At 46.5% G+C, this 19942-nt stretch carries 16 protein-coding genes and 4 pseudogenes; 3 read left to right on the top strand and 17 right to left on the bottom strand.

Annotated elements, in window-relative coordinates; all coding sequences use genetic code 11:
• Positions 1-23 precede the first annotated feature (23 nt).
• From odhB to sdhC, 6 genes are all read right to left on the bottom strand, one after another.
• Positions 24-1244 (bottom strand): 2-oxoglutarate dehydrogenase complex dihydrolipoyllysine-residue succinyltransferase, encoded by a 1221-nt coding sequence (gene odhB, locus AC3G3F_RS11410; RefSeq protein WP_079795969.1) that lies wholly within the window; start codon positions 1242-1244, stop codon positions 24-26.
• A gap of 14 nt (positions 1245-1258) precedes the next feature.
• Complete coding sequence (sucA, locus tag AC3G3F_RS11405) at positions 1259-4060, bottom strand: 2-oxoglutarate dehydrogenase E1 component (RefSeq protein WP_001181510.1); 2802 nt, start codon at positions 4058-4060, stop codon at positions 1259-1261.
• Between the two features lie 330 nt (positions 4061-4390).
• Positions 4391-5107, bottom strand: a complete 717-nt coding sequence (sdhB, locus tag AC3G3F_RS11400; protein ID WP_001727709.1) for a succinate dehydrogenase iron-sulfur subunit SdhB — start codon at positions 5105-5107, stop codon at positions 4391-4393.
• A 16-nt stretch (positions 5108-5123) separates the two neighbouring features.
• Positions 5124-6890: a succinate dehydrogenase flavoprotein subunit gene (sdhA, locus tag AC3G3F_RS11395; RefSeq protein WP_000775561.1), complete on the bottom strand. Its 1767-nt coding sequence runs from the start codon at positions 6888-6890 to the stop codon at positions 5124-5126.
• Complete coding sequence (sdhD, locus tag AC3G3F_RS11390; protein ID WP_000254357.1) at positions 6890-7237, bottom strand: succinate dehydrogenase membrane anchor subunit; 348 nt, start codon at positions 7235-7237, stop codon at positions 6890-6892. The genes sdhA and sdhD overlap by 1 nt, the downstream gene beginning before the upstream one ends.
• Entirely contained in the window at positions 7231-7635 is a 405-nt protein-coding gene (sdhC, locus tag AC3G3F_RS11385; RefSeq protein WP_000263340.1) for a succinate dehydrogenase cytochrome b556 subunit, read from the bottom strand. Before sdhC ends, sdhD begins: the two co-directional genes overlap by 7 nt.
• 382 nt (positions 7636-8017) lie before the next feature.
• On the opposite strand from sdhC, the gene AC3G3F_RS11380 reads away from it, so the two are divergent.
• The 3 genes from AC3G3F_RS11380 (at position 8018) to AC3G3F_RS11370 (ending at position 10839) form a co-directional block, all read left to right on the top strand.
• Positions 8018-8149 carry a hypothetical protein gene (locus tag AC3G3F_RS11380; protein ID WP_419178955.1) on the top strand — a complete coding sequence of 44 codons (132 nt, stop codon included), beginning with the start codon at positions 8018-8020 and terminating at the stop codon, positions 8147-8149.
• 225 nt (positions 8150-8374) lie between these two features.
• Positions 8375-9658 (top strand): citrate synthase, encoded by a 1284-nt coding sequence (locus AC3G3F_RS11375; RefSeq protein ID WP_023247162.1) that lies wholly within the window; start codon positions 8375-8377, stop codon positions 9656-9658.
• A gap of 134 nt (positions 9659-9792) precedes the next feature.
• Complete coding sequence (locus tag AC3G3F_RS11370; protein ID WP_023247163.1) at positions 9793-10839, top strand: AbrB family transcriptional regulator; 1047 nt, start codon at positions 9793-9795, stop codon at positions 10837-10839.
• A gap of 54 nt (positions 10840-10893) precedes the next feature.
• On the opposite strand, the gene nei is transcribed toward AC3G3F_RS11370, so the two are convergent.
• From nei to AC3G3F_RS11315, 11 genes and pseudogenes are all read right to left on the bottom strand, one after another.
• Positions 10894-11685 carry an endonuclease VIII gene (gene nei / locus AC3G3F_RS11365; protein ID WP_488395003.1) on the bottom strand — a complete coding sequence of 264 codons (792 nt, stop codon included), beginning with the start codon at positions 11683-11685 and terminating at the stop codon, positions 10894-10896.
• Between the two features lie 87 nt (positions 11686-11772).
• A pseudogene (locus tag AC3G3F_RS11360) lies at positions 11773-11907 on the bottom strand (hypothetical protein); the annotation flags it as partial.
• A 67-nt stretch (positions 11908-11974) separates the two neighbouring features.
• Positions 11975-12286 (bottom strand): annotated as a pseudogene (locus AC3G3F_RS11355) (HAD family hydrolase); the annotation flags it as partial.
• Between the two features lie 26 nt (positions 12287-12312).
• Positions 12313-12532: pseudogene (locus tag AC3G3F_RS11350) on the bottom strand (glycosyltransferase family 2 protein); the annotation flags it as partial.
• A gap of 263 nt (positions 12533-12795) precedes the next feature.
• Entirely contained in the window at positions 12796-14574 is a 1779-nt protein-coding gene (locus AC3G3F_RS11345; RefSeq protein ID WP_488395002.1) for a glycosyltransferase, read from the bottom strand.
• 94 nt (positions 14575-14668) lie between these two features.
• Positions 14669-15379 (bottom strand): ABC transporter ATP-binding protein, encoded by a 711-nt coding sequence (locus AC3G3F_RS11340; protein ID WP_023262607.1) that lies wholly within the window; start codon positions 15377-15379, stop codon positions 14669-14671.
• A gap of 3 nt (positions 15380-15382) precedes the next feature.
• Complete coding sequence (locus tag AC3G3F_RS11335) at positions 15383-16153, bottom strand: ABC transporter permease (protein ID WP_070801860.1); 771 nt, start codon at positions 16151-16153, stop codon at positions 15383-15385.
• A 128-nt stretch (positions 16154-16281) separates the two neighbouring features.
• Positions 16282-17415 carry a glycosyltransferase family 4 protein gene (locus AC3G3F_RS11330; protein ID WP_070801859.1) on the bottom strand — a complete coding sequence of 378 codons (1134 nt, stop codon included), beginning with the start codon at positions 17413-17415 and terminating at the stop codon, positions 16282-16284.
• Positions 17416-17427: 12 nt separating this feature from the next.
• A complete protein-coding gene (locus tag AC3G3F_RS11325; RefSeq protein WP_170827911.1) occupies positions 17428-18324 on the bottom strand; it encodes a glycosyltransferase in 897 nt (298 codons plus the stop codon).
• Entirely contained in the window at positions 18321-19472 is a 1152-nt protein-coding gene (gene glf / locus AC3G3F_RS11320) for a UDP-galactopyranose mutase (protein WP_488394999.1), read from the bottom strand. Before glf ends, AC3G3F_RS11325 begins: the two co-directional genes overlap by 4 nt.
• A gap of 286 nt (positions 19473-19758) precedes the next feature.
• Positions 19759-19942, bottom strand: a pseudogene (locus tag AC3G3F_RS11315) (transport protein); the annotation flags it as partial.

The raw sequence follows: 19942 nt of genomic DNA, 5'->3' as shown, positions 1-19942 counted from the left end.
GTAGCAGGTGATGCTCTTGTTGACTACACGTCCAGCAGCAGACGGGTCGGATCTTCCAGCAACTCTTTGATGGTGACCAGGAAACCCACGGATTCGCGACCATCGATCAGGCGATGATCGTAAGAGAGCGCCAGGTACATCATCGGCAGAATTTCCACCTTGCCATCCACCGCCATCGGCCTGTCTTTAATGGCGTGCATTCCCAGAATCGCGCTCTGCGGCGGGTTGATGATCGGGGTAGACATCAGCGAACCGAATACGCCGCCGTTGGTAATGGTAAAGTTACCGCCGGTCAGGTCTTCTACGGTCAGCTTGCCGTCGCGGCCTTTGACGGCCAGTTCTTTAATTTTCTTCTCGATGTCAGCCATGCCCAGCGTATCCACGTCACGCAGTACCGGCGTGACCAGGCCGCGCGGCGTAGACACCGCCATGCTCACATCAAAGTAATTGTGGTACACCACGTCATCGCCGTCGATAGAGGCGTTCACTTCCGGATAACGTTTCAGCGCTTCAACTACCGCTTTCACGTAGAAGGACATAAAGCCCAGGCGGATGCCGTGACGTTTTTCAAACACTTCGCCGTACTGCTTACGCAAATCCATAATCGGCTTCATGTTGACTTCATTGAAGGTCGTCAGCATAGCGGTAGAGTTTTTCGCTTCCAGCAGACGCTCGGCCACGCGCTTACGCAGGCGGGTCATCGGCACGCGTTTTTCGCTGCGCGCGCCCAGAGCCGGTTGTGCTGCAGGTTCAACAGCAGGCGCTTTAGACTCGTCTTTCGCTGGTGCTTTCGCCAGATGTTTTTCCACATCTTCACGGGTAATACGGCCGCCGACGCCGGTCCCTTTGATAGCGCTGGCTTCCAGATTGTGTTCAGCCAGCAGGCGACGGATCGCCGGGCTGAGCGCATCATTGTTTTGTTCTTCCAGCGACGCCTGCTGACGCTGTGCCGGCGTAGACGCTTTCTCTTCAGATTTCGCGCTGGTCTCTTTACCCGCGCTGTTGCCTTCACGCAGGCGACCGAGGATCTGGCGAGAGGTGACAGTAGTCCCCTCCTCTTCCAGAACCGCATCCAGAATGCCGTCCGCTGATGCCGGTACTTCCAGTACCACTTTGTCAGTTTCGATTTCTACCAGCACTTCGTCACGAACAACCGCATCGCCCGGTTTTTTATGCCAGGTGGCGACGGTCGCGTCCGCTACGGACTCAGGCAGGTCGGGAACAAGAATATCTACGCTACTCATTATTTATCCTTTATTTAATCGACGTTCAGCGCGTCATTAACCAGATCTTGTTGCTGTTTCTGGTGAACGGACATATACCCTACCGCCGGAGAGGCGGAGGCCGGGCGACCTGCGTAACGCAGAGCGGCCCCAAACGGAATAACTTCACGGAAATGATGCTGACTGCAGTACCATGCGCCCTGGTTGAGCGGCTCTTCCTGGCACCAGACAAAATCATGGACGTGAGCGTATGGTTGCAGCGCTTCCTGCACCGCTTTATGCGGGAACGGATAGAGCTGCTCGATGCGCACGATAGCAACATCTTTTTGATCGTTTTTACGCCGTTGTTCCAGCAGGTCGTAATAAACCTTACCAGAACACATTACCACGCGTTTTACGGCTTTAGGGTCCAGCTCGTCAATTTCGCCAATGGCCGGCTGGAAGGAACCGTTAGCCAGTTCATCAAGCGTGGAGACTGCCAGCGGGTGACGCAGCAGCGATTTCGGCGACATCACCACCAGCGGACGACGCATCCCGCGCAGCGCCTGACGACGCAGCATATGGTAGACCTGCGCCGGGGTGGATGGCACGCAAACCTGCATATTCTGCTCGGCGCAAAGTTGCAGGTAACGCTCCAGACGCGCGGAGGAGTGCTCCGGCCCCTGCCCTTCATAACCGTGCGGCAACAGCATCACCAGACCGCACATCCGGCCCCATTTCTGCTCGCCGGAGGAGATGAACTGGTCAATCACCACCTGCGCGCCGTTGGCGAAATCGCCAAACTGCGCTTCCCAGATAGTCAGGGTACGTGGTTCCGCCGTGGCATAACCGTATTCAAAGGCCAGCACCGCTTCTTCAGACAGCACGGAGTCCCAGACTTTAAACTGTCCCTGACCGCTGTGAATATGCTGCAATGGCGTATACGTTGAGCCATTCGTCTGGTTGTGGATTACCGCATGACGATGGAAGAAGGTGCCGCGACCGGAGTCTTCCCCGGACAGGCGTACCGGAATGCCTTCATCGACCAGCGTGGCGTAAGCCAGATTTTCCGCGCCGCCCCAGTCAAACAATTTCTCGCCTGCCGCCATTGCCTGACGGTCGCCATAAATTTTCGCCACACGGGACTGCATTTCAATAGCTTCCGGCACGGTGCTGATACGTTTTGCCAGCTCCTGCAGGCGCTTCATTTCTACCTTGTTCGGGTATGCTTCATCCCATTCGTGGTTTAGATACGGCGACCAGGTGAACGAGTGCATATTCATCGGACGCCACTCTTTCACCACGCATTCGCCCGCATCCAGCGCATCGCGATAGAGGTTGACCATTTCGGTGGCGTCTTCGAGCGTTGCGACCTTATCAGCTTCCAGTTTGTCGGCGTAGATTTTACGCGGCGTCGGATGCTTTTTGATTTTCTGGTACATCAGCGGCTGGGTTGCGCTTGGCTCGTCGGCTTCGTTGTGACCGTGACGGCGGTAGCACACCAGATCGATAAAGACATCGCGTTTAAAGGTGTTACGGAAGTCCAGCGCCAGACGGGTCACAAAAGCGACAGCTTCCGGATCGTCCGCGTTGACGTGGAAAATGGGTGCCTGGACCATTTTACCGATATCGGTGCAGTAAGGCGTTGAACGCGCATCCAGCGGGTTAGAGGTGGTAAAACCAACCTGGTTGTTGATAACGATACGTACCGTACCGCCCACTTCGTAACCGCGCGCTTTCGACATGTTCAGAGTTTCCTGAACCACGCCCTGGCCGGTCACCGCGGCGTCGCCGTGAATGGTGATCGGCAACACTTTGTTGCTGCTCGGTTCGTCCAGTCTATCCAGACGGGCACGCACGGAACCCATCACCACCGGGCTAACAATTTCCAGGTGCGATGGGTTAAACGCCAGCGCCAGGTGAACCAGACCGCCTTCGGTTTCGATATCTGACGAGAAGCCCATGTGATACTTCACGTCGCCGGTACCAAGATGTTCTTTATGCTTACCAGCAAACTCGTCGAACAGATCCTGAGGTTTTTTACCCAAGACGTTGATTAGCACGTTCAGACGACCACGGTGCGCCATCCCCAGCACCACTTCGCGAGTGCCGCTGTTACCCGCATGGCGAACCATCTCTTTCAGCATGGGTACCAGAGCATCCCCCCCCTCCAGCGAGAAACGTTTCGCTCCGGGGAATTTGGCACCCAGGTAACGTTCCAGTCCTTCAGCGGCAGTCAGTTCGTTCAGGAAGCGTTTTTTCTCGTCAGCGCTAAAGGCCGCGCGACCGGATTCAATGCGCTGTTGGATCCAGCGTTTCTCTTCGGTGCTGGTGATGTGCATATACTCAGCGCCAATCGGGCCGCAGTAGGTCTGTTTGAGCGCTTCGAGCAGCTCGCCCAGCTTCATCGTCTCTTTGCCGCTGGCAAAGGAGCCAACATTGAAGGTTTCCTGGAAATCGGCCTCGGTCAAATCATGGAAAGAAGGGTCCAGATCCGCCACGCGTTCTTGTTTCCACAGTCCCAGCGGATCGAGGTTTGCATGCTGATGGCCACGGAAACGATAAGCGTTGATAAGCTGCAGGACTTTAACCTGCTTCACATTGGTGTCAGGGTCGGAAATCGTAGAAGAGTAACGTGAGCCAGCCAACGCCTGCCGCCGGAAATATTCACGTGTTTTTGAATGGAGTTGATCCGGTTTGACTCCGGTACCAGGTAACTGCTGGAACGTCAAACGCCAGTTAGCGTCTACCGAGTCAGGATCGGTTAAGAAGTCTTCATAGAGCTGTTCTATCCAGCTCTGATTCGAACCAGAGAGGTAAGAAGAGTCCAACCAGGCTTTCAAAGCGCTGTTCTGCATCGTGATCCCTTAAGCATTCGTATGCTTACTTCGCCGTGGATACTAACCACGCATACGCCGTATGCGTGCCGGGGTTCACTTGTTGCGGACTGTCGTGTCATCTGCGTCCGCTAAGGAACCTTTAAAAACTGTCTAATAATCGTCATCGTTCAGGCTGCGACTGCGTTGCGCCCCTCACTCACGCCGGTCACATAGTTAACTATGCACCCGAAGATTCGTTCCGTTTGCGCCTGGTCTCGCGCTGAACATCTCGATTATTGTTATCAATATGGCAGTTTTTAGAGATTTCCTGCACGACCGGGGAATCTCTTCCCCGGCAACTACAACTACTTATGCGCTACGCTGCAACAGCATCGACTTAATATGACCGATAGCGCGCGTCGGGTTCAGCCCCTTAGGACATACACTGACGCAGTTCATAATGCTGTGACAGCGGAATACGCTGAATGCATCGCTCATCCCTTCCAGACGACTGTCGGTCTCGGTATCACGGCTGTCGATCAGGAATCGATACGCCGCGAGCAGACCCGCCGGACCGATAAACTTATCCGGATTCCACCAGAATGACGGGCAGGATGTTGAGCAACAGGCGCAAAGAATACATTCATACAGCCCATCGAGTTTTTCACGCTGCTCCGGCATCTGTAAATGCTCACGAGCCGGTGGATTTTGCCCATTATTCAATAAGTAAGGCTTAATCTTCTCATATTGTGCGTAGAATTGCCCCATGTCTACTACCAAATCGCGGATCACCGGCAAACCGGGTAGCGGGCGAATCACAATCTTCTTACCTGGCTGATTCAGCGCCGAAATGGGGGTGATACAGGCCAACCCATTCTTACCGTTCATATTCAAACCATCAGAACCACATACACCTTCACGGCAGGAACGGCGGAAAGAAAGGCTGGGATCTTTTTCTTTAAGCTGGATTAACGCATCCAGCAGCATCATGTCACGCCCTTCTTCGCCTTCCAGGGTGTAATCCTGCATACGCGGAGCGTTATCGACATCCGGGTTATAACGATAAATCGAAAATTCGAGTTTCATCATCCTGTCTCCGCAATTAATAAGTACGAATCTTCGGCGGGAACGCCGGACGCAGTTTCGGTTCCATATTGACGCTTCGGCGCGTCATGGATTCCGTTTGCGGTTGATACAGGGTATGACACAACCAGTTGGCATCATCACGCTCCGGGAAATCGAAGCGGCTATGCGCGCCGCGGCTTTCCGTCCGGAAGTTGGCGGATACGGCAGTGGCGTAGGCGGTTTCCATCAGGTTATCCAGCTCCAGGCACTCAACACGCTGGGTATTAAACTCGCTGGACGTGTCATCCAGACGGGCGTTTTTCAGACGCTCGCGGATCACTTTCAACTGCTCAAGCCCTTTCGCCATCGCGTCGCCTTCACGGAATACGGAGAAGTTATGCTGCATACACTCCTGCAGTGCTTTGCGGATAGCCACCGGATCTTCGCCATTGCGGTTGTTGTTCCAGCGATTCAGGCGCTCCAGAGAACCTTCAACGTCAGACTCGCTGGCATCGCGCAGCACGCCCTGCTCGGCGATGGATTCCTGTAAATGCAGCCCCGCCGCGCGGCCAAAGACCACCAGATCCAGCAGCGAATTACCGCCCAGACGGTTGGCGCCGTGAACCGATACACAGGCGATTTCACCCACCGCGAACAGCCCCGGAATAACCACGTCTTCGCCCTGCTCGTTCACGGTCAGCGCCTGACCGGTCACTTTAGTCGGAATACCGCCCATCATGTAGTGGCAGGTCGGGATAACCGGAATCGGCTCTTTCACCGGATCGACGTGGGCGAAAGTACGGGACAGCTCCAGGATACCCGGCAGGCGAGATTCCAGCACCTCTTTACCCAGGTGATCCAGTTTCAGTTTAGCGTGCGGCCCCCACGGACCGTCGCAGCCGCGACCTTCACGGATTTCGATCATGATGGAACGCGCCACCACGTCACGACCCGCCAGGTCTTTGGCGTTCGGCGCATAACGTTCCATAAAGCGCTCGCCGTGTTTGTTCAGCAGGTAACCGCCTTCGCCGCGGCAGCCTTCTGTCACCAACACGCCCGCCCCGGCGATACCGGTCGGGTGGAACTGCCACATTTCCATGTCCTGCACCGGGACACCGGCACGCAGCGCCATACCGACACCGTCACCGGTGTTGATGTGAGCGTTCGTGGTGGACTGGTAGATACGGCCTGCGCCGCCGGTCGCCAGCACCGTCGCGCGGGCTTTGAAATACACCACTTCACCGGTTTCGATGCACAGTGCGGTACACCCTACCACCGCGCCATCCTGGTTTTTCACCAGATCCAGCGCATACCATTCGGAGAAAATCGTGGTATGGTTTTTCAAATTTTGCTGATAGAGCGTATGTAGCAAGGCGTGACCGGTACGGTCAGCCGCCGCCGCGGTACGTGCCGCCTGCTCGCCGCCAAAGTTTTTCGACTGGCCGCCGAACGGGCGCTGATAGATACGTCCATCATCAAGACGGGAGAACGGTAGCCCCATGTGCTCCAGTTCCAGAATCGCTTCCGGACCGGTCTTACACATATATTCGATGGCATCCTGGTCACCAATGTAATCCGACCCTTTTACGGTATCGTACATGTGCCATTCCCAGTTATCTTCATGGGTATTACCGAGCGCCACGGTGATGCCGCCCTGCGCGGAAACGGTATGCGATCGGGTTGGGAACACTTTAGATAGCAGCGCACAGGTTTGGCCGCTTTGGGAAATTTGCAGCGCCGCGCGCATACCTGCGCCACCGGCACCAATCACAACAGCATCAAATTCTCTGACTGGCAGTTTCATTACACACCCCACACCACAACAAATCCATAGATGACGTAAACCACCAGAGCAACAACGATAACGAGTTGCAGTACCAGGCGCACGGCCAGTGGTTTAACGTAGTCGGTCAACACCTGCCACATGCCGATCCAGGCATGAATCAAGATGGAAAAAAGCGCCAGCAGGGTGAAGACTTTGGTGAAGGCCGATGAGAAGAAACCGGTCCAGGCCTCAAAGGTCAGCTCGCCGCTCGTGGCGAAAAAACCCACCATGTAGATGATGTATAACGTCAGAACGATAGCGGTAGCACGGACCAGGATGAAGTCATGTACGCCATTGCGTCCTAATGCGGAGGCGTTGCTTACCATACGAGGACTCCTGCGAGAAGTGAAAGCACGACAGTGATAACAAAAGAGATTTTGGCAGAGCGTTGACCCGCTTCGAATGTTTCTTCCAGATAGCCAAAATCCATTAACATGTGACGAATTCCAACGATGACGTGATACGCCAGCGCGGTAAGGATGCCCCACATGATAAATTTAACGATGAAGCCGTCCATGATGTCGGCGGCCTGCTGGAATCCTTCCGGGGAAGAGAGGCTGGTGCCCAGTAGCCACAGTAATATGCCGACGGCGATGAAAGTAATCACACCGGATACGCGATGGAGAATGGACGCTATCGCTGTGATGGGGAACCGAATCGTTTGTAGATCCAGATTGACAGGTCTTTGTTTTTTCACATTTCTTATCATGAATAACGCCCACATGCTGTTCTTATTATTCCCTTAAGACTTCGGTTACAGAGGTGAATCTACCTGTAGCCAGAAAGACGACGGGATTTCCTTCCTCCGGTCTGCGTGCGGGTCAGACAGCGTCCTTTCTATAACTGCGCGTCATATAAAACACTGCTTCCAGTAGCTAAAACGACACGTTACAACGCTGGGTGGCTCGGGATTGCAGGGTATTCCGGAGACCTGGCGGCAGTATAGGACGTTCACAAAATCATTACAATTAACCTACATATAGTTTGTCGGGTTTTATCCTGAACAGTGACGCAGGTCACGATAACAACATTTTTTTAATTTTCAATCATCTGATTTGACAAACATTAAACAAAGTTGTTACAAACAACACCAGAAAAAGCATATAATGCGTAAAAGTTATGGGGTCACTCTTTCACCTGCGAATAAGTTATGCAACAGTGTGATGATATTGACCCATTCTTTCAGGACAGTTATTAGTGATAGACAGGTTACATTACTCGGATTGCTACGTTCCTGATTTGCTGCTAATTCGATATTAATCAAGCCGTTACCTGCAAGCGCCCATTGCTCTGTACCCAGGTCATCCCCTCTTTCACAGAGCGGCGAGCCAAATAACAAACTGGTAACGGTTGATTGATACATACACAGAATCTTTCATGCACTAACGACGAGGAAGATGACGTGGAGAAGGCAAGTCTGAGTTCCGGCAGTCTTAAGCAATAAGGCGCTAAGGAGACCGTAAATGGCTGATACAAAGGCAAAAATCACCCTCACGGGTGACACTGCTATTGAACTGGATGTGCTAAAAGGTACACTCGGTCAAGATGTTATTGATATTCGTAGTCTTGGTTCAAAAGGAGTTTTCACTTTTGACCCTGGTTTCACCTCTACCGCATCCTGCGAATCTAAAATCACCTTCATCGACGGCGACGAAGGCATTTTGTTGCATCGCGGTTTCCCGATTGACCAGCTTGCTACCGATTCCAACTATCTGGAAGTCTGTTACATCCTGCTGTATGGCGAAAAACCGACGCAGGAGGAGTATGACGAGTTCAGAACGACAGTCACACGCCATACGATGATCCATGAGCAAATCACTCGCCTGTTCCACGCCTTCCGTCGCGACTCACATCCGATGGCGGTGATGTGTGGGATCACTGGCGCGCTGGCGGCGTTCTACCACGACTCGCTGGATGTGAACAATCCGCGCCACCGTGAAATCGCGGCGTTCCGCCTGCTGTCCAAAATGCCGACCATGGCGGCGATGTGTTACAAATATTCAATCGGTCAGCCGTTTGTTTATCCGCGCAACGACCTGTCCTACGCCGGTAACTTCCTGAACATGATGTTCTCCACGCCGTGTGAAACCTATGAAGTGAATCCGGTACTGGAACGCGCGATGGATCGTATTCTGATCCTGCACGCTGACCATGAGCAGAATGCCTCTACGTCAACAGTACGTACCGCAGGCTCAAGCGGCGCCAACCCGTTCGCCTGTATTGCCGCCGGGATCGCCTCCCTGTGGGGACCCGCGCACGGCGGCGCAAACGAAGCTGCGCTGAAAATGCTGGAAGAAATCAGCTCTGTTAAACACATTCCGGAATTTGTTCGTCGTGCGAAAGACAAAAATGATTCTTTCCGCCTGATGGGCTTCGGTCATCGTGTTTACAAAAACTACGATCCACGCGCCACCGTGATGCGTGAAACCTGCCACGAAGTGCTGAAAGAACTGGGTACGAAAGACGATCTGCTGGAAGTGGCCATGGAGCTTGAGCACATTGCACTGAATGACCCATACTTTATCGAGAAAAAACTGTACCCGAACGTAGACTTCTACTCCGGTATCATTCTCAAAGCGATGGGCATTCCATCTTCAATGTTTACCGTGATCTTCGCGATGGCGCGTACCGTCGGCTGGATAGCCCACTGGAATGAAATGCACAGCGAAGGCATGAAAATCGCTCGTCCTCGTCAGCTTTACACCGGCTACGATAAACGCGATTTTAAATCGGTGCTGAAGCGTTAATTGACAACCGGATGGCGACAACCATCGCCATCCGGTACATTTTTCCTTTTTTCTTATCCTCATTATTTTATTCTTATCCCGTTACTCTCTATGATTAATTAAGGTTTCGCTAAATATCATTCAGGGAGCATGGAATGCCGATTTTGCAGTGGTTTTTGTTGTTCCTGTTATCGCTGCTTATTTCCCTTATTTTTCTCTGGCTGCACCTTCCAGCGGCGATGCTGCTCGGTCCAATGATTGCGGGTATCGTGTTGAGTTTGCGAGGTAGTTCGCTACAACTTCCGCGCGGTATTTTTCTTGCCGCGCAGGCGATTCTCGGCTGTATGATCGCCCAAAATCTAACCGGTTCGATATTGACCACCCTCGCCCTCTACTGGCCGGTCGTGCTTCTGGTGTTGCTGGTGACGCTGCTTTCCAGCGCGATAGTCGGCTGGCTGCTGGTACGTTACAGTTTGCTGCCCGGCAATACCGGCGCATGGGGGTCTTCGCCGGGCGGCGCGGCGGCAATGGTAGCGATGGCGCAAGATTACGGGGCGGATATCCGCCTGGTGGCGTTTATGCAGTATCTGCGGGTACTGTTTGTCGCTGGCGCGGCGGTGCTGGTGACACGCCTGATACTCGGCGACAGCGCGGCAGCGGTCAGCCAACAGTTGGTCTGGTTTCCGCCGCTTAGCGGTAATTTATTGACGACGCTGCTGTTAGCGATCGTGGCGGGCATTGCCGGTCGCCTGATGCGTATCCCTTCCGGCACGATGCTGCTCCCCATGCTGGCAGGCGCGCTTCTCCATTCGCACGGCATCATTGAGATTGAATTACCCGAATGGCTGCTGGCCGTGGCCTATATGGCGATTGGCTGGCGTATCGGGCTGGGCTTCGACAGACAGGTATTTTTTATGGCGCTGCGGCCATTGCCGCAAATCTTATTTTCAATTTTCGTGCTGATGGCGATTTGCGCCGCAATGGCGTGGGGAATGGCTCACTACATGCAGATTGATTTTATGACGGCTTATCTCGCCACCAGTCCCGGTGGTCTGGATACAGTTGCCGCGATCGCGGCCGGAAGCAGCGCCGATATGGCGTTAATCATGGCAATGCAAATCCTACGGCTGTTCAGCATTCTGTTAACTGGACCAGCAGTGGCCCGTTTTATTTCAACCTATGCGCCAAAACAACCTTTGTAGGCCCGATAAGCGTAGCGCCACCAGGCAATAACCGCCCGCCGATGGCGGTTCCGACTATTTCTGGCAATGTGGGCACCAGTAAAACGGGCGTGAGGAAAGCGTTGTCTTTTCAATAATACCGCCGCACCGCTCGCACACTTCGCCGTCCCGGTGGAAAACCTTAAAGCGAAACAGCGCGCCATGATGCTTGTTTTCATCCGCCTGGCCGCGAGTAGCGTAGGAAAGACGCGGAATATCCAACAGCGCGTGAGATAGCGCGTTCAGTTGCGCCTCGCTGAGATCTCTCGCTTTATGCTGTCCGGTTAACCCTATCTGCCAGAGGATTTCAACGCGCAGATAATTCCCCAGTCCCGCCAGAAAGGCCTGATCCAGCAACAGCCCGGAGAATTGTCGGTTGCGAAAACGCGGCGACAGCAATCGAGCTTTAACCTCTTCCGGGGTAAGACGCGCGTCCAGCACATCCGGACCGACTCGCTGTAAAAAAGGGTGCGTCGTGAGCTGCTCTGCTGTCAGCATTTCGATATCAGACGCGCTGTAAAGCAGAATAGTTTTATCCGACGTCTGTAGCCTGACGCGTAATATACGCGTGGTCTGCGGTATTTCACCGGTGTCGATCACCCGCCATACGCCATAGAGTTGGTTGTGGCTGTAGAGCGTCAGGCCATTTGAAAAGTGGGTCAATAACGCTTTTCCCCGCGTTTCTATCCGGGTAACAATTTGACCGGTAAGCTGCGATTCATACGGTTTTAACTGCGCAAAGGCAAACCAGACATCGGTTAAGGTTTTGCCTTTGATTGCCGCCTCCAGATTATCTGCCGCACGACGAATTTCCGGGCCTTCAGGCATGATAATATCCTTTGTTAACAGATAATTAATGGACTACACCGCCTCTGCGCAACCATAGACATAACAATCAATTGCTGCCTCTGTCGGTCTGGAATACACATCGAACGCCATAATGAACATCCACAGCGGATGGACAAACAGGCGGCGGCATCCAGTGATAATAACATTATCACGGCACGAGACCACTTCCCCGTCAGGGTTAACGTGATCGCGCCGGGGGATAGTCGACTCTGCCCTTGTCGGGTGAGCGCCCAATAATCATTATCTATCTTCCGGAATTAAATGACGCTTAGTTATATTTTACCCAAAATTTTTTCCTGTTGATCCTTTTAAAGCCTTCTTTCCAATAACTGGCATTCAACTCTTTGATATAATTTTCTCCGGGAAAAAGTTTATCCTTTAAAGGCAGTTTTTTGGCTAGCACAATTCTTTCTGCATTAGATCCTGCGGACTCTGAATGCGTGAGGGAAGATAAGGCGTCCAGTTGAGCGCTTGAGGGTCTGGCTATCAATTCAAAAAAAGGCTCTGACAATACAACGCTATTAAGTGCTGCATAATTTCCTTTTTGTATGAACGGTTTTACATACTCAAAAAAAGAAATACACTCACCAAAAGACTGAGTAGTCATGACACATATTCAGGGGTCCAGGAGTCATCATCATCTATAAAACATAAATAATTAGATTTAGACATCTTAATAGCATTAAAGATACACTTTTTGTCGTAAATAATATTGTATTTACTTGCTAACTCTTTTAGAAAAAATCATCTATATGGCGAGACACCTCCTTCCTCATACAGAAGATGATGATTGTTTTTTGAACACCTTGTCATTAATGGATTTCAAAATTCTAATTAATAGACGAGTATGACCAAGTTTATGTCTGACAATAACCAAAAGACGCTTTCCATATTCTAATTTCGCGTCTCACGGCTTATATAGATTAACACTTTATTAATGAATGCTGAAATTGGATAAGGATTATGATATTTTAGCGGACTAATAACAAATGAGACCTTGACAATGGAACCATGCTTCAGAATACTATTTTCATCATCATATAATTTAAAATATCGGTATAATCCCCATCAGAATAACTTACACCACAATTAATATTTATCTTCATATTTTTTATTGAATTTTTTATACCAGAAAAGTTTTGAAGTAAGATAGGGCAAACTATTTTTCATCTCTTTTTTTGCAGATTTAAACCGATAAAAGTTTTTTACTGCCGTAAACAAGCCATCTATAACAACACTAAAAAACTCAATTTTTGAGTGAGTAAGTTTTAACAACTTGCCATTTTCAATATTTAGATGATAGATAGTAGTTCTTCGAAATGAATACTTCGTAGGGTGATAATGACGATAATCAACCACAATTGGTTTTTTAATTAAAAAGAAAGCTGGAATTAAGTGTCCATTAAGAGTTATGCATCTAAAAATTTTATGGATGATTTTTTCTTTGCCTGAACATGGGTAATCAACACTACCATTAACAATATCAATATTTTCTAAATTGAACTTTTCATTATGAGTTATCGCATTAATTCTTTTTCTTATTTCCAGAAGATCTGCATTACCTTCCCAAAAATCCCGCCCAGAAAGACAGTCTTTATATGACATAATCATTGCTCTGGCAACTTCATAGCGACATGAAAAACTCGCAAGAAAGACTTCCCTTATAAAGAAAACACTTAATAATAGTGCAGCAAACTTTCTTTTACTAATTAATGCAGGTACAGCAACAGTCCTGAAGTTCAAATAGCTATTTAGAACCGATATTTTTCTTTCAAAATCCATTTGCCACGAAGCCACACCATTAAGAGTGACAATATCATGTTTTTTATGCATATATCCAAATAGCAAGTCATCACCACGAACAAAGAAAGGGAATGAATAATATTCAATGGCGTTAATATTAAAGGCAAAAAACCACCATCCACCGTACCCTATTTTATTTTCATTATCAAAACAATCTAAAGCGTTTATCTCGCGAGCATCCAAATAATGTTTATCTGGATAATGTAAAAAGTCTTTATGCCATATAGCACCAGATTCATGTATGATTGCTGGGTTATCCTCAAAAAGCATACAGCCAGTAACAACTGTATTTTTATCTTTAGCCATCAGTAAAAAAGCATGAGTTCGACAAATTGATTCAATTTCACATGAGCCGTCATCATCCATAAATATGACATGTTTGACATCTTTTATTTTCTCTGCTTCTATCAAACCTCTCATAAACCCACCTGACCCACCGAGATTTTCATTATTGATAACCATAATACCGTTTCCTGACGGGTGATTAATCGCCTCTCCATTATTAACCACAATCAATTTAAAACGGTCTTTAAATTCATCCTGAGTTAAGAGTGTTTTATCAATTCTATTGATTGTTTTAGTAACAGCCTCTATTCTATTATAGGTTGTTATAACTAAAGCCATAGATGATTTACTAACACGGTCTTTAGTTAGAAATTCGAATCCATTTAAAATAGAGTCTTCATCAGATTGCCAATCCACATAGATATACCCAAAATTTATTTTTGATATATCTATTTCAATTTCATCGCCGATATTAGATGATGATTTGAAATTAACTTGCTTTAATACTCTAATGACACCATTCTCTTTATGCTTTACGGTTATAGTTCCGCATCCAGTTATCCTGGCCCGCAAAAAAAGAGAGGTTAAAGTTGTGTATTTTTTCCATTTCTTAATCGAAAATGCATTATAAAATGTATCAAAACACGCAACCCTGTGACGTGGAACAAACAAATCATATGACGTATAGTTATATTTTCCACCATAGCATCTAAAATAAAGTTCTTCTTCCGCACATACATCAATTTTTGGTAAAATTATTTTTTGAAGTAAAAAATACATAACTAACCTATAAATTTAAATTATCCGGGATAACGCTATTATAAAATCGTAAAATTACTTACCGCGTAGCGATATAAATACTATAATAAGAATATTAAAATCCACCTTTGCTAACTATCTCACCGTGCTCAAGCCTGATGAATTTATTACATACAGATTTAGCCAGTTCATCATCGTGAGTGGCCATTACCATAATGCCCGCTTTAGAAATAAAGCTATTTAATCTCATTTCTGCTTTTCTTTTAAAATCGCTATCACCCACGCTCATCCATTCATCCATCAGTAAAATTTCAGGATTAATTGCAGTGGAAATAGAAAAACCAAGCCTCAGAATCATACCACTAGAATATGTTCTAACGGGGATTTTAATAAAATCACCTAACTCGCTGAACTCGATAACATCTTCTGTAATATTTTTTATTTCATTTTTTGACAGACCGAGAAATAGTCCCCTCAGCTTTATATTTTCCAGGCCGGTAAGCTCACCATCCATTCCCATCATGGGATCAATGAGGCTGGTGACCCGGCCGATACATTCATACTTCCCTGAAGTTGGTTTATAGGCCCCTGCAAGTACTCTCAGAAGAGTTGTTTTGCCCGAACCATTGTGTCCGATAAGCGCAAGACGATTACCTTCAGTAAGCGTAAAATCAATTTTTTTTAATGCCTCTACTTCAATAATCCCGGTATTCGATGAGCCAATTCGTCCACCTGAAGCAGCCTGTAAAAAAGTTTTTTTAAATGAACGGTGGCTGGAGTTAAATATGGGGAGTATTACGCCAACATTTTTGCAAGAGATTTTCATTAATTATAACCAGTATACGATTCTTGAACGATATTTAGTCAACACTAAGGCTGAGACCATCAACATAATAATAGAGGTTATTATTGTGTAAAACCATATAGTCACATCGGGTACAGTTCCCATTAATGGTTTCCTGAGCATCTCCATAAAGTAATAAAAAATATTATAATCAACAAACTCCCTTCTTCCATCTGGTAATTGTTCCGATGTCCAAATGATGGGTGTTATAAAAAAACACAACGTTACTACACTTTGAACGACCGGCCCCATATCACGATATCTTGTGCAAAAAATGGCGAGAATCATACCTGTAGAAATTAATGAGATGGATGTTATTATAATTGCAGGTATAAAAAGGAGAATATCAAGATTTACCGATGTATTGGTAAAAAAAATCACGAAAGGTATTATGATAAAGTTATGCAACATAATCATAAACTGCCGATAGAAAACACGTAATATATATAAATATAACGGAAGGTCAGATTGCTTAATAATTGATGCGGACTCATTAAATATTCCGCATGACTCATTAATCGTTGCTGATAGAAAGGCCCAAAAGATCATACCTAAAGTAAGATGCATGATAAAATTTTCGGAACCAGAACTGAACAGCGAACCGTAAAGAGGTCCCATCGCTGATATGGTGACCCCCATCGAAATCGTTATCCAAAAAGGCCCTAATACCGATCGCCGGTATCGTCCCAGGACATCATTCCAACCTAGAGAAATCCAAAGTTGGTGCCTGACCAGAGCTTCTTTCAAATCATTCATTGTTTCCGTGTCACCTTTACCTGAAGAACTTATTCTTTAACGATATGAAAATATAAATCATTTATTTTCTATAATACTTACATACTATTTATCTATACATTGACCTGCTTTATAAGCACTTTATGGCGTTAGCAACCAATAGTGTCTTTATAAATTTGCAATGTCTTATTTATAACTAATATGCTGGAAAATAATTCCTTTACACGTTTTCTTCCATTCATCCCCATCTCTAAGCGAATCTGTGGATTTTTTAACAAATACTCTAACTCTACCGCTAACTCCTGAGCTGAATTACTTTTCACAATCAATCCGTTATAGTTATGAATAATTAAGCTATCACATCCGCCGGTATCATAAGCAATACATGCGCGTCCTACAGATGATGCCTCTAATAAAAGCCGTGGAATCCCTTCAGGATAAACAGATGGTAATGCAACGATATTCGATTTCTGGATAAGCTCATATACATTCGAAGAACGTCCCAGCCAGTTAATCAGCCCCTCATTATGCCAGTGATGAATGAGTTCCAGAGGGATAGCATCTTTATCTCCCTCGGCCAAAATACCTGCAACATTCAAGATAAAATGAATATTCTTTTGTCTGAGGATCTTTTTTGCCTCAATGAGATCACCAAGACCTTTACTCCATAACATTCGACTTGCAAAAAGGACTATCGGTATCTTATATTTTTTCTCTATAGAGAATTTATAAATATCAGGGTTAATTCCAGCGCCTTCGATAACGATAGTTTTATGATAATCAATACCTACTAAACGCGATATTTTTCGCCGATCCCTGTCATGTTCAAAAATAAAAACACCACGCTTATTACCAGCAATGTATTTATAAACCAAAACGGTTAATACACGCAATGTTCTCATTAGCAATGTATTATATAAAAAGATTCGACCAAGGCCGACAAAGCTGATAACAACTGGACTATTACGTCTCCTGGCGCTAAACCCACCAATCAGGCAAGGTTTGAGTGTAATACAATGCAATAGGTCAGGATTAATCTCTTTAATAATCTTCCGAGCATTAAAGAATCCTCTAAAAAAAACAAACACATTAAACGACTGAGCAACAAGAGACACATTGTGACAAATAAAACCAAGCGTTTTAAATTTTTTTATAATCTCTTCACTAATAAAATGACTTATGATATGAATTTCATATCCCGCATCCCTTGCCGCTATTGCACGTTCTATCCAATGTAAATCAAAGTACCAGTCTGAATTCACAAAATAACATAACCTTTTCATCTCTTCGTCCTGCTAATGATATTTCCCACTAATACCTTTAAGTCCATGAAGTATTCCTTGCCAGATAAAATATAGATAAAGCAATTTCTTACGCTGCCATGGCAAAATGGCGAGGTATTTAGAGAGACGTAGCACTACAGAAAGAACACTGAATATCCTGGGAACGGGTAAAAGTTTTCTCAGCAGCAACAAATTTCTACAAAGATAATATACTTTCCATTCAGGGCAGATACATCTGCCCTGAATGGATACATCATGGGTAAATTTAATTTCTGGAGAGTAACGAATTTTCCGTCCGGATAATACTAATTTATAACCAAAGAAAAAATCATCATAATAAAGGAAAAGTTCATCATGGATATCGTTAAGATGGTTATTCAATACCTTTCGATCAATAACCATACCAACGAATGATACAGTTTGAACATCAGTAACCTGAGTTTTCGCTGGAGAAAACTTCTCTGGACGCATCGCGTAATAAATAGTCTCAAACACCGTAGATGGAACCCTGATAAAAGGTAAATTCATCCGACAAGACCGCCCATCAGTGTCCTGAACTTGTGACATAAATATACGATAGCTTGATGTATCTAATAGCGAAAAATGTTTTAAAATATTAATTTCCGGATAAGCATCATCATCATAGAAAAATACCCAATCGGCATTACTATGTGAGCATATATATTGACTACCGATTTTAAATCCGCCAGCACCGCCAAGATTATTATTAAGATTAAGTATAGTGATGCCAGGTTCACTTAATGAAGAAAGCCATTCCCTGGTGCCGTCGCTTGAGCCATTATTAACGATAACAATGGAGGAAAATCCCGCCTCAACCGTCTCTCGCATGCTTTTTTTTAATTTTTCAAGACGGTTAAAAGTGACGATTAGCGCAGTACACTTCATCAAACAGAAACTGTAAAAGCTGGCATTTCTTTTTGTTCATGTAGCGACGTTAAGTATACGTCCGCCGTCTGTAATGCTTCAGCTATCGTGATGTCCATATCGAGATAACGATAAGTGCCAAGACGACCAATGAAAGTAATATTTTTTTCTTTTTTAGCACGCGATAGATATTTATTCAGCAAATCCATTTTATCCGCTCTGCGGACAGGATAGTAAGGTATATCATCAGCTTCACATTCCCGGCTATATTCTTGATAACATATTGAAGCTTCATGTTTCTCCCACGGAGAAAAATATTTGTGCTCAGTAATTCGAGTATAAGGAATATCTATTGAACAATAATTCATTACTGCACATCCTTGATAATCCTGCTGGCAAAGGATTTTTTTAAAGTCTAATGTACGATATTCCAGTCGGCCATATTGACAGGAGTAAAAGGCATCCAGCGCACCACTGAAAAAAACATGATCATAATCTGTCCGCATTTCCTGAGCGAAGGAGCGACATAGTTCAACAGTGATATTTTCGTGTTCGACAATGGACTTGACCATTTGTGTATAACCAAATTTTGGTATTCCCTGAAACTTATGATTGAAATAGTTATCATCATAATTAAAGCGAACAGGGATACGTTTCAATACAGAAGCAGGTAACGCGGAAGGATGAAGTCCCCATTGTTTAATGGTATAACCTTTAAAAAAGGCTTCATATAACTCTTCACCAATGAAACGCAAGGCCTGTTGTTCAAAATTCTGTGGTTCCAGAATGGTGCGATCACATTTTTGAAGCAGTAATTTCCTGGCGTCATCAGGTGAGCAGGCGACACCAAAAAATTGATTTATGGTATGAAGATTAATGGGTAGAGAAAATACCTGATCGTTTACAGTGGCTTTAACCTTATTAATATAAGGCATCATCTCGGCATATTTATTCACATAATCCCATACTGTTTCATTATCAGTATGAAAAATATGAGGACCATAAACGTGCACCATGATACCCGTTTGCTCATCGCGGGCATCATAAGCGTTACCACCGATGTGTGAACGTTGATCAATAATATTGACTATATGTCCCTGCTCAGCTAACTGGCGTGCAATTACTGCGCCTGAAAGGCCAGCACCTACAATTAGTATCTTATTACGCTTCATTATTTTTATCACTCTATTCGCAGACACAGATAATGTTAAACAGTTTATCCAGAACCATTTTCAGTAATATCAGCAGGGTAAAATGAAATTTACTCAACGCATCCAGATAATTCCACGCTACCGCCACAGCGCGTAAACCTTCGCACTGGTTACAAATTCATTAACGACACACGTTCCGCTGTATTTCCAGACAACGATGAATGCCATATTTCTTTGGCGTAAAATAAATTACTCAGAACGTAACAGAATGATTCTGAATACTGCGGGGCATAACCTGAACGCGCTGTCAGCGTAAATCCGATGCGTTACCTGCCCCGGCTTTTACCAAAGCAATCGGTTGATTGATGTCCGGATTGACATCCGGCATCCTTATTCTTACCGCATCAGGTAGCGGTACTCCTGCCGGTATATCCCAGCGTTGTTTCAGCGTTTGCTCCGCGAGCCAGACCTGCCTCACGCCGGTCCCCAGC

It is taken from the genome of Salmonella sp. FC25216 (genome assembly GCF_057751355.1).
Note: the sequence above shows the minus strand (reverse complement) of the source record. Positions and strands in the feature narration are given on the sequence as shown.

Excerpts from the sequence above, each read along its gene's own strand:
- AC3G3F_RS11335 (WP_070801860.1), bottom strand. The coding sequence starts at position 16,153 with ATGAATGATTTGAAAGAAGCTCTGGTCAGGCACCAACTTTGGATTTCT.
- sdhB (WP_001727709.1), bottom strand. The coding sequence starts at position 5,107 with ATGAAACTCGAATTTTCGATTTATCGTTATAACCCGGATGTCGATAAC.
- AC3G3F_RS11345 (WP_488395002.1), bottom strand. The coding sequence starts at position 14,574 with ATGTATTTTTTACTTCAAAAAATAATTTTACCAAAAATTGATGTATGT.
- sdhD (WP_000254357.1), bottom strand. The coding sequence starts at position 7,237 with ATGGTAAGCAACGCCTCCGCATTAGGACGCAATGGCGTACATGACTTC.
- AC3G3F_RS11330 (WP_070801859.1), bottom strand. The coding sequence starts at position 17,415 with ATGAAAAGGTTATGTTATTTTGTGAATTCAGACTGGTACTTTGATTTA.
- AC3G3F_RS11380 (WP_419178955.1), top strand. The coding sequence starts at position 8,018 with ATGCGTAAAAGTTATGGGGTCACTCTTTCACCTGCGAATAAGTTATGC.
- AC3G3F_RS11340 (WP_023262607.1), bottom strand. The coding sequence starts at position 15,379 with ATGAAAATCTCTTGCAAAAATGTTGGCGTAATACTCCCCATATTTAAC.
- sdhA (WP_000775561.1), bottom strand. The coding sequence starts at position 6,890 with ATGAAACTGCCAGTCAGAGAATTTGATGCTGTTGTGATTGGTGCCGGT.
- nei (WP_488395003.1), bottom strand. The coding sequence starts at position 11,685 with ATGCCTGAAGGCCCGGAAATTCGTCGTGCGGCAGATAATCTGGAGGCG.
- sdhC (WP_000263340.1), bottom strand. The coding sequence starts at position 7,635 with ATGTGGGCGTTATTCATGATAAGAAATGTGAAAAAACAAAGACCTGTC.
- AC3G3F_RS11370 (WP_023247163.1), top strand. The coding sequence starts at position 9,793 with ATGCCGATTTTGCAGTGGTTTTTGTTGTTCCTGTTATCGCTGCTTATT.
- glf (WP_488394999.1), bottom strand. The coding sequence starts at position 19,472 with ATGAAGCGTAATAAGATACTAATTGTAGGTGCTGGCCTTTCAGGCGCA.
- AC3G3F_RS11375 (WP_023247162.1), top strand. The coding sequence starts at position 8,375 with ATGGCTGATACAAAGGCAAAAATCACCCTCACGGGTGACACTGCTATT.
- odhB (WP_079795969.1), bottom strand. The coding sequence starts at position 1,244 with ATGAGTAGCGTAGATATTCTTGTTCCCGACCTGCCTGAGTCCGTAGCG.
- sucA (WP_001181510.1), bottom strand. The coding sequence starts at position 4,060 with ATGCAGAACAGCGCTTTGAAAGCCTGGTTGGACTCTTCTTACCTCTCT.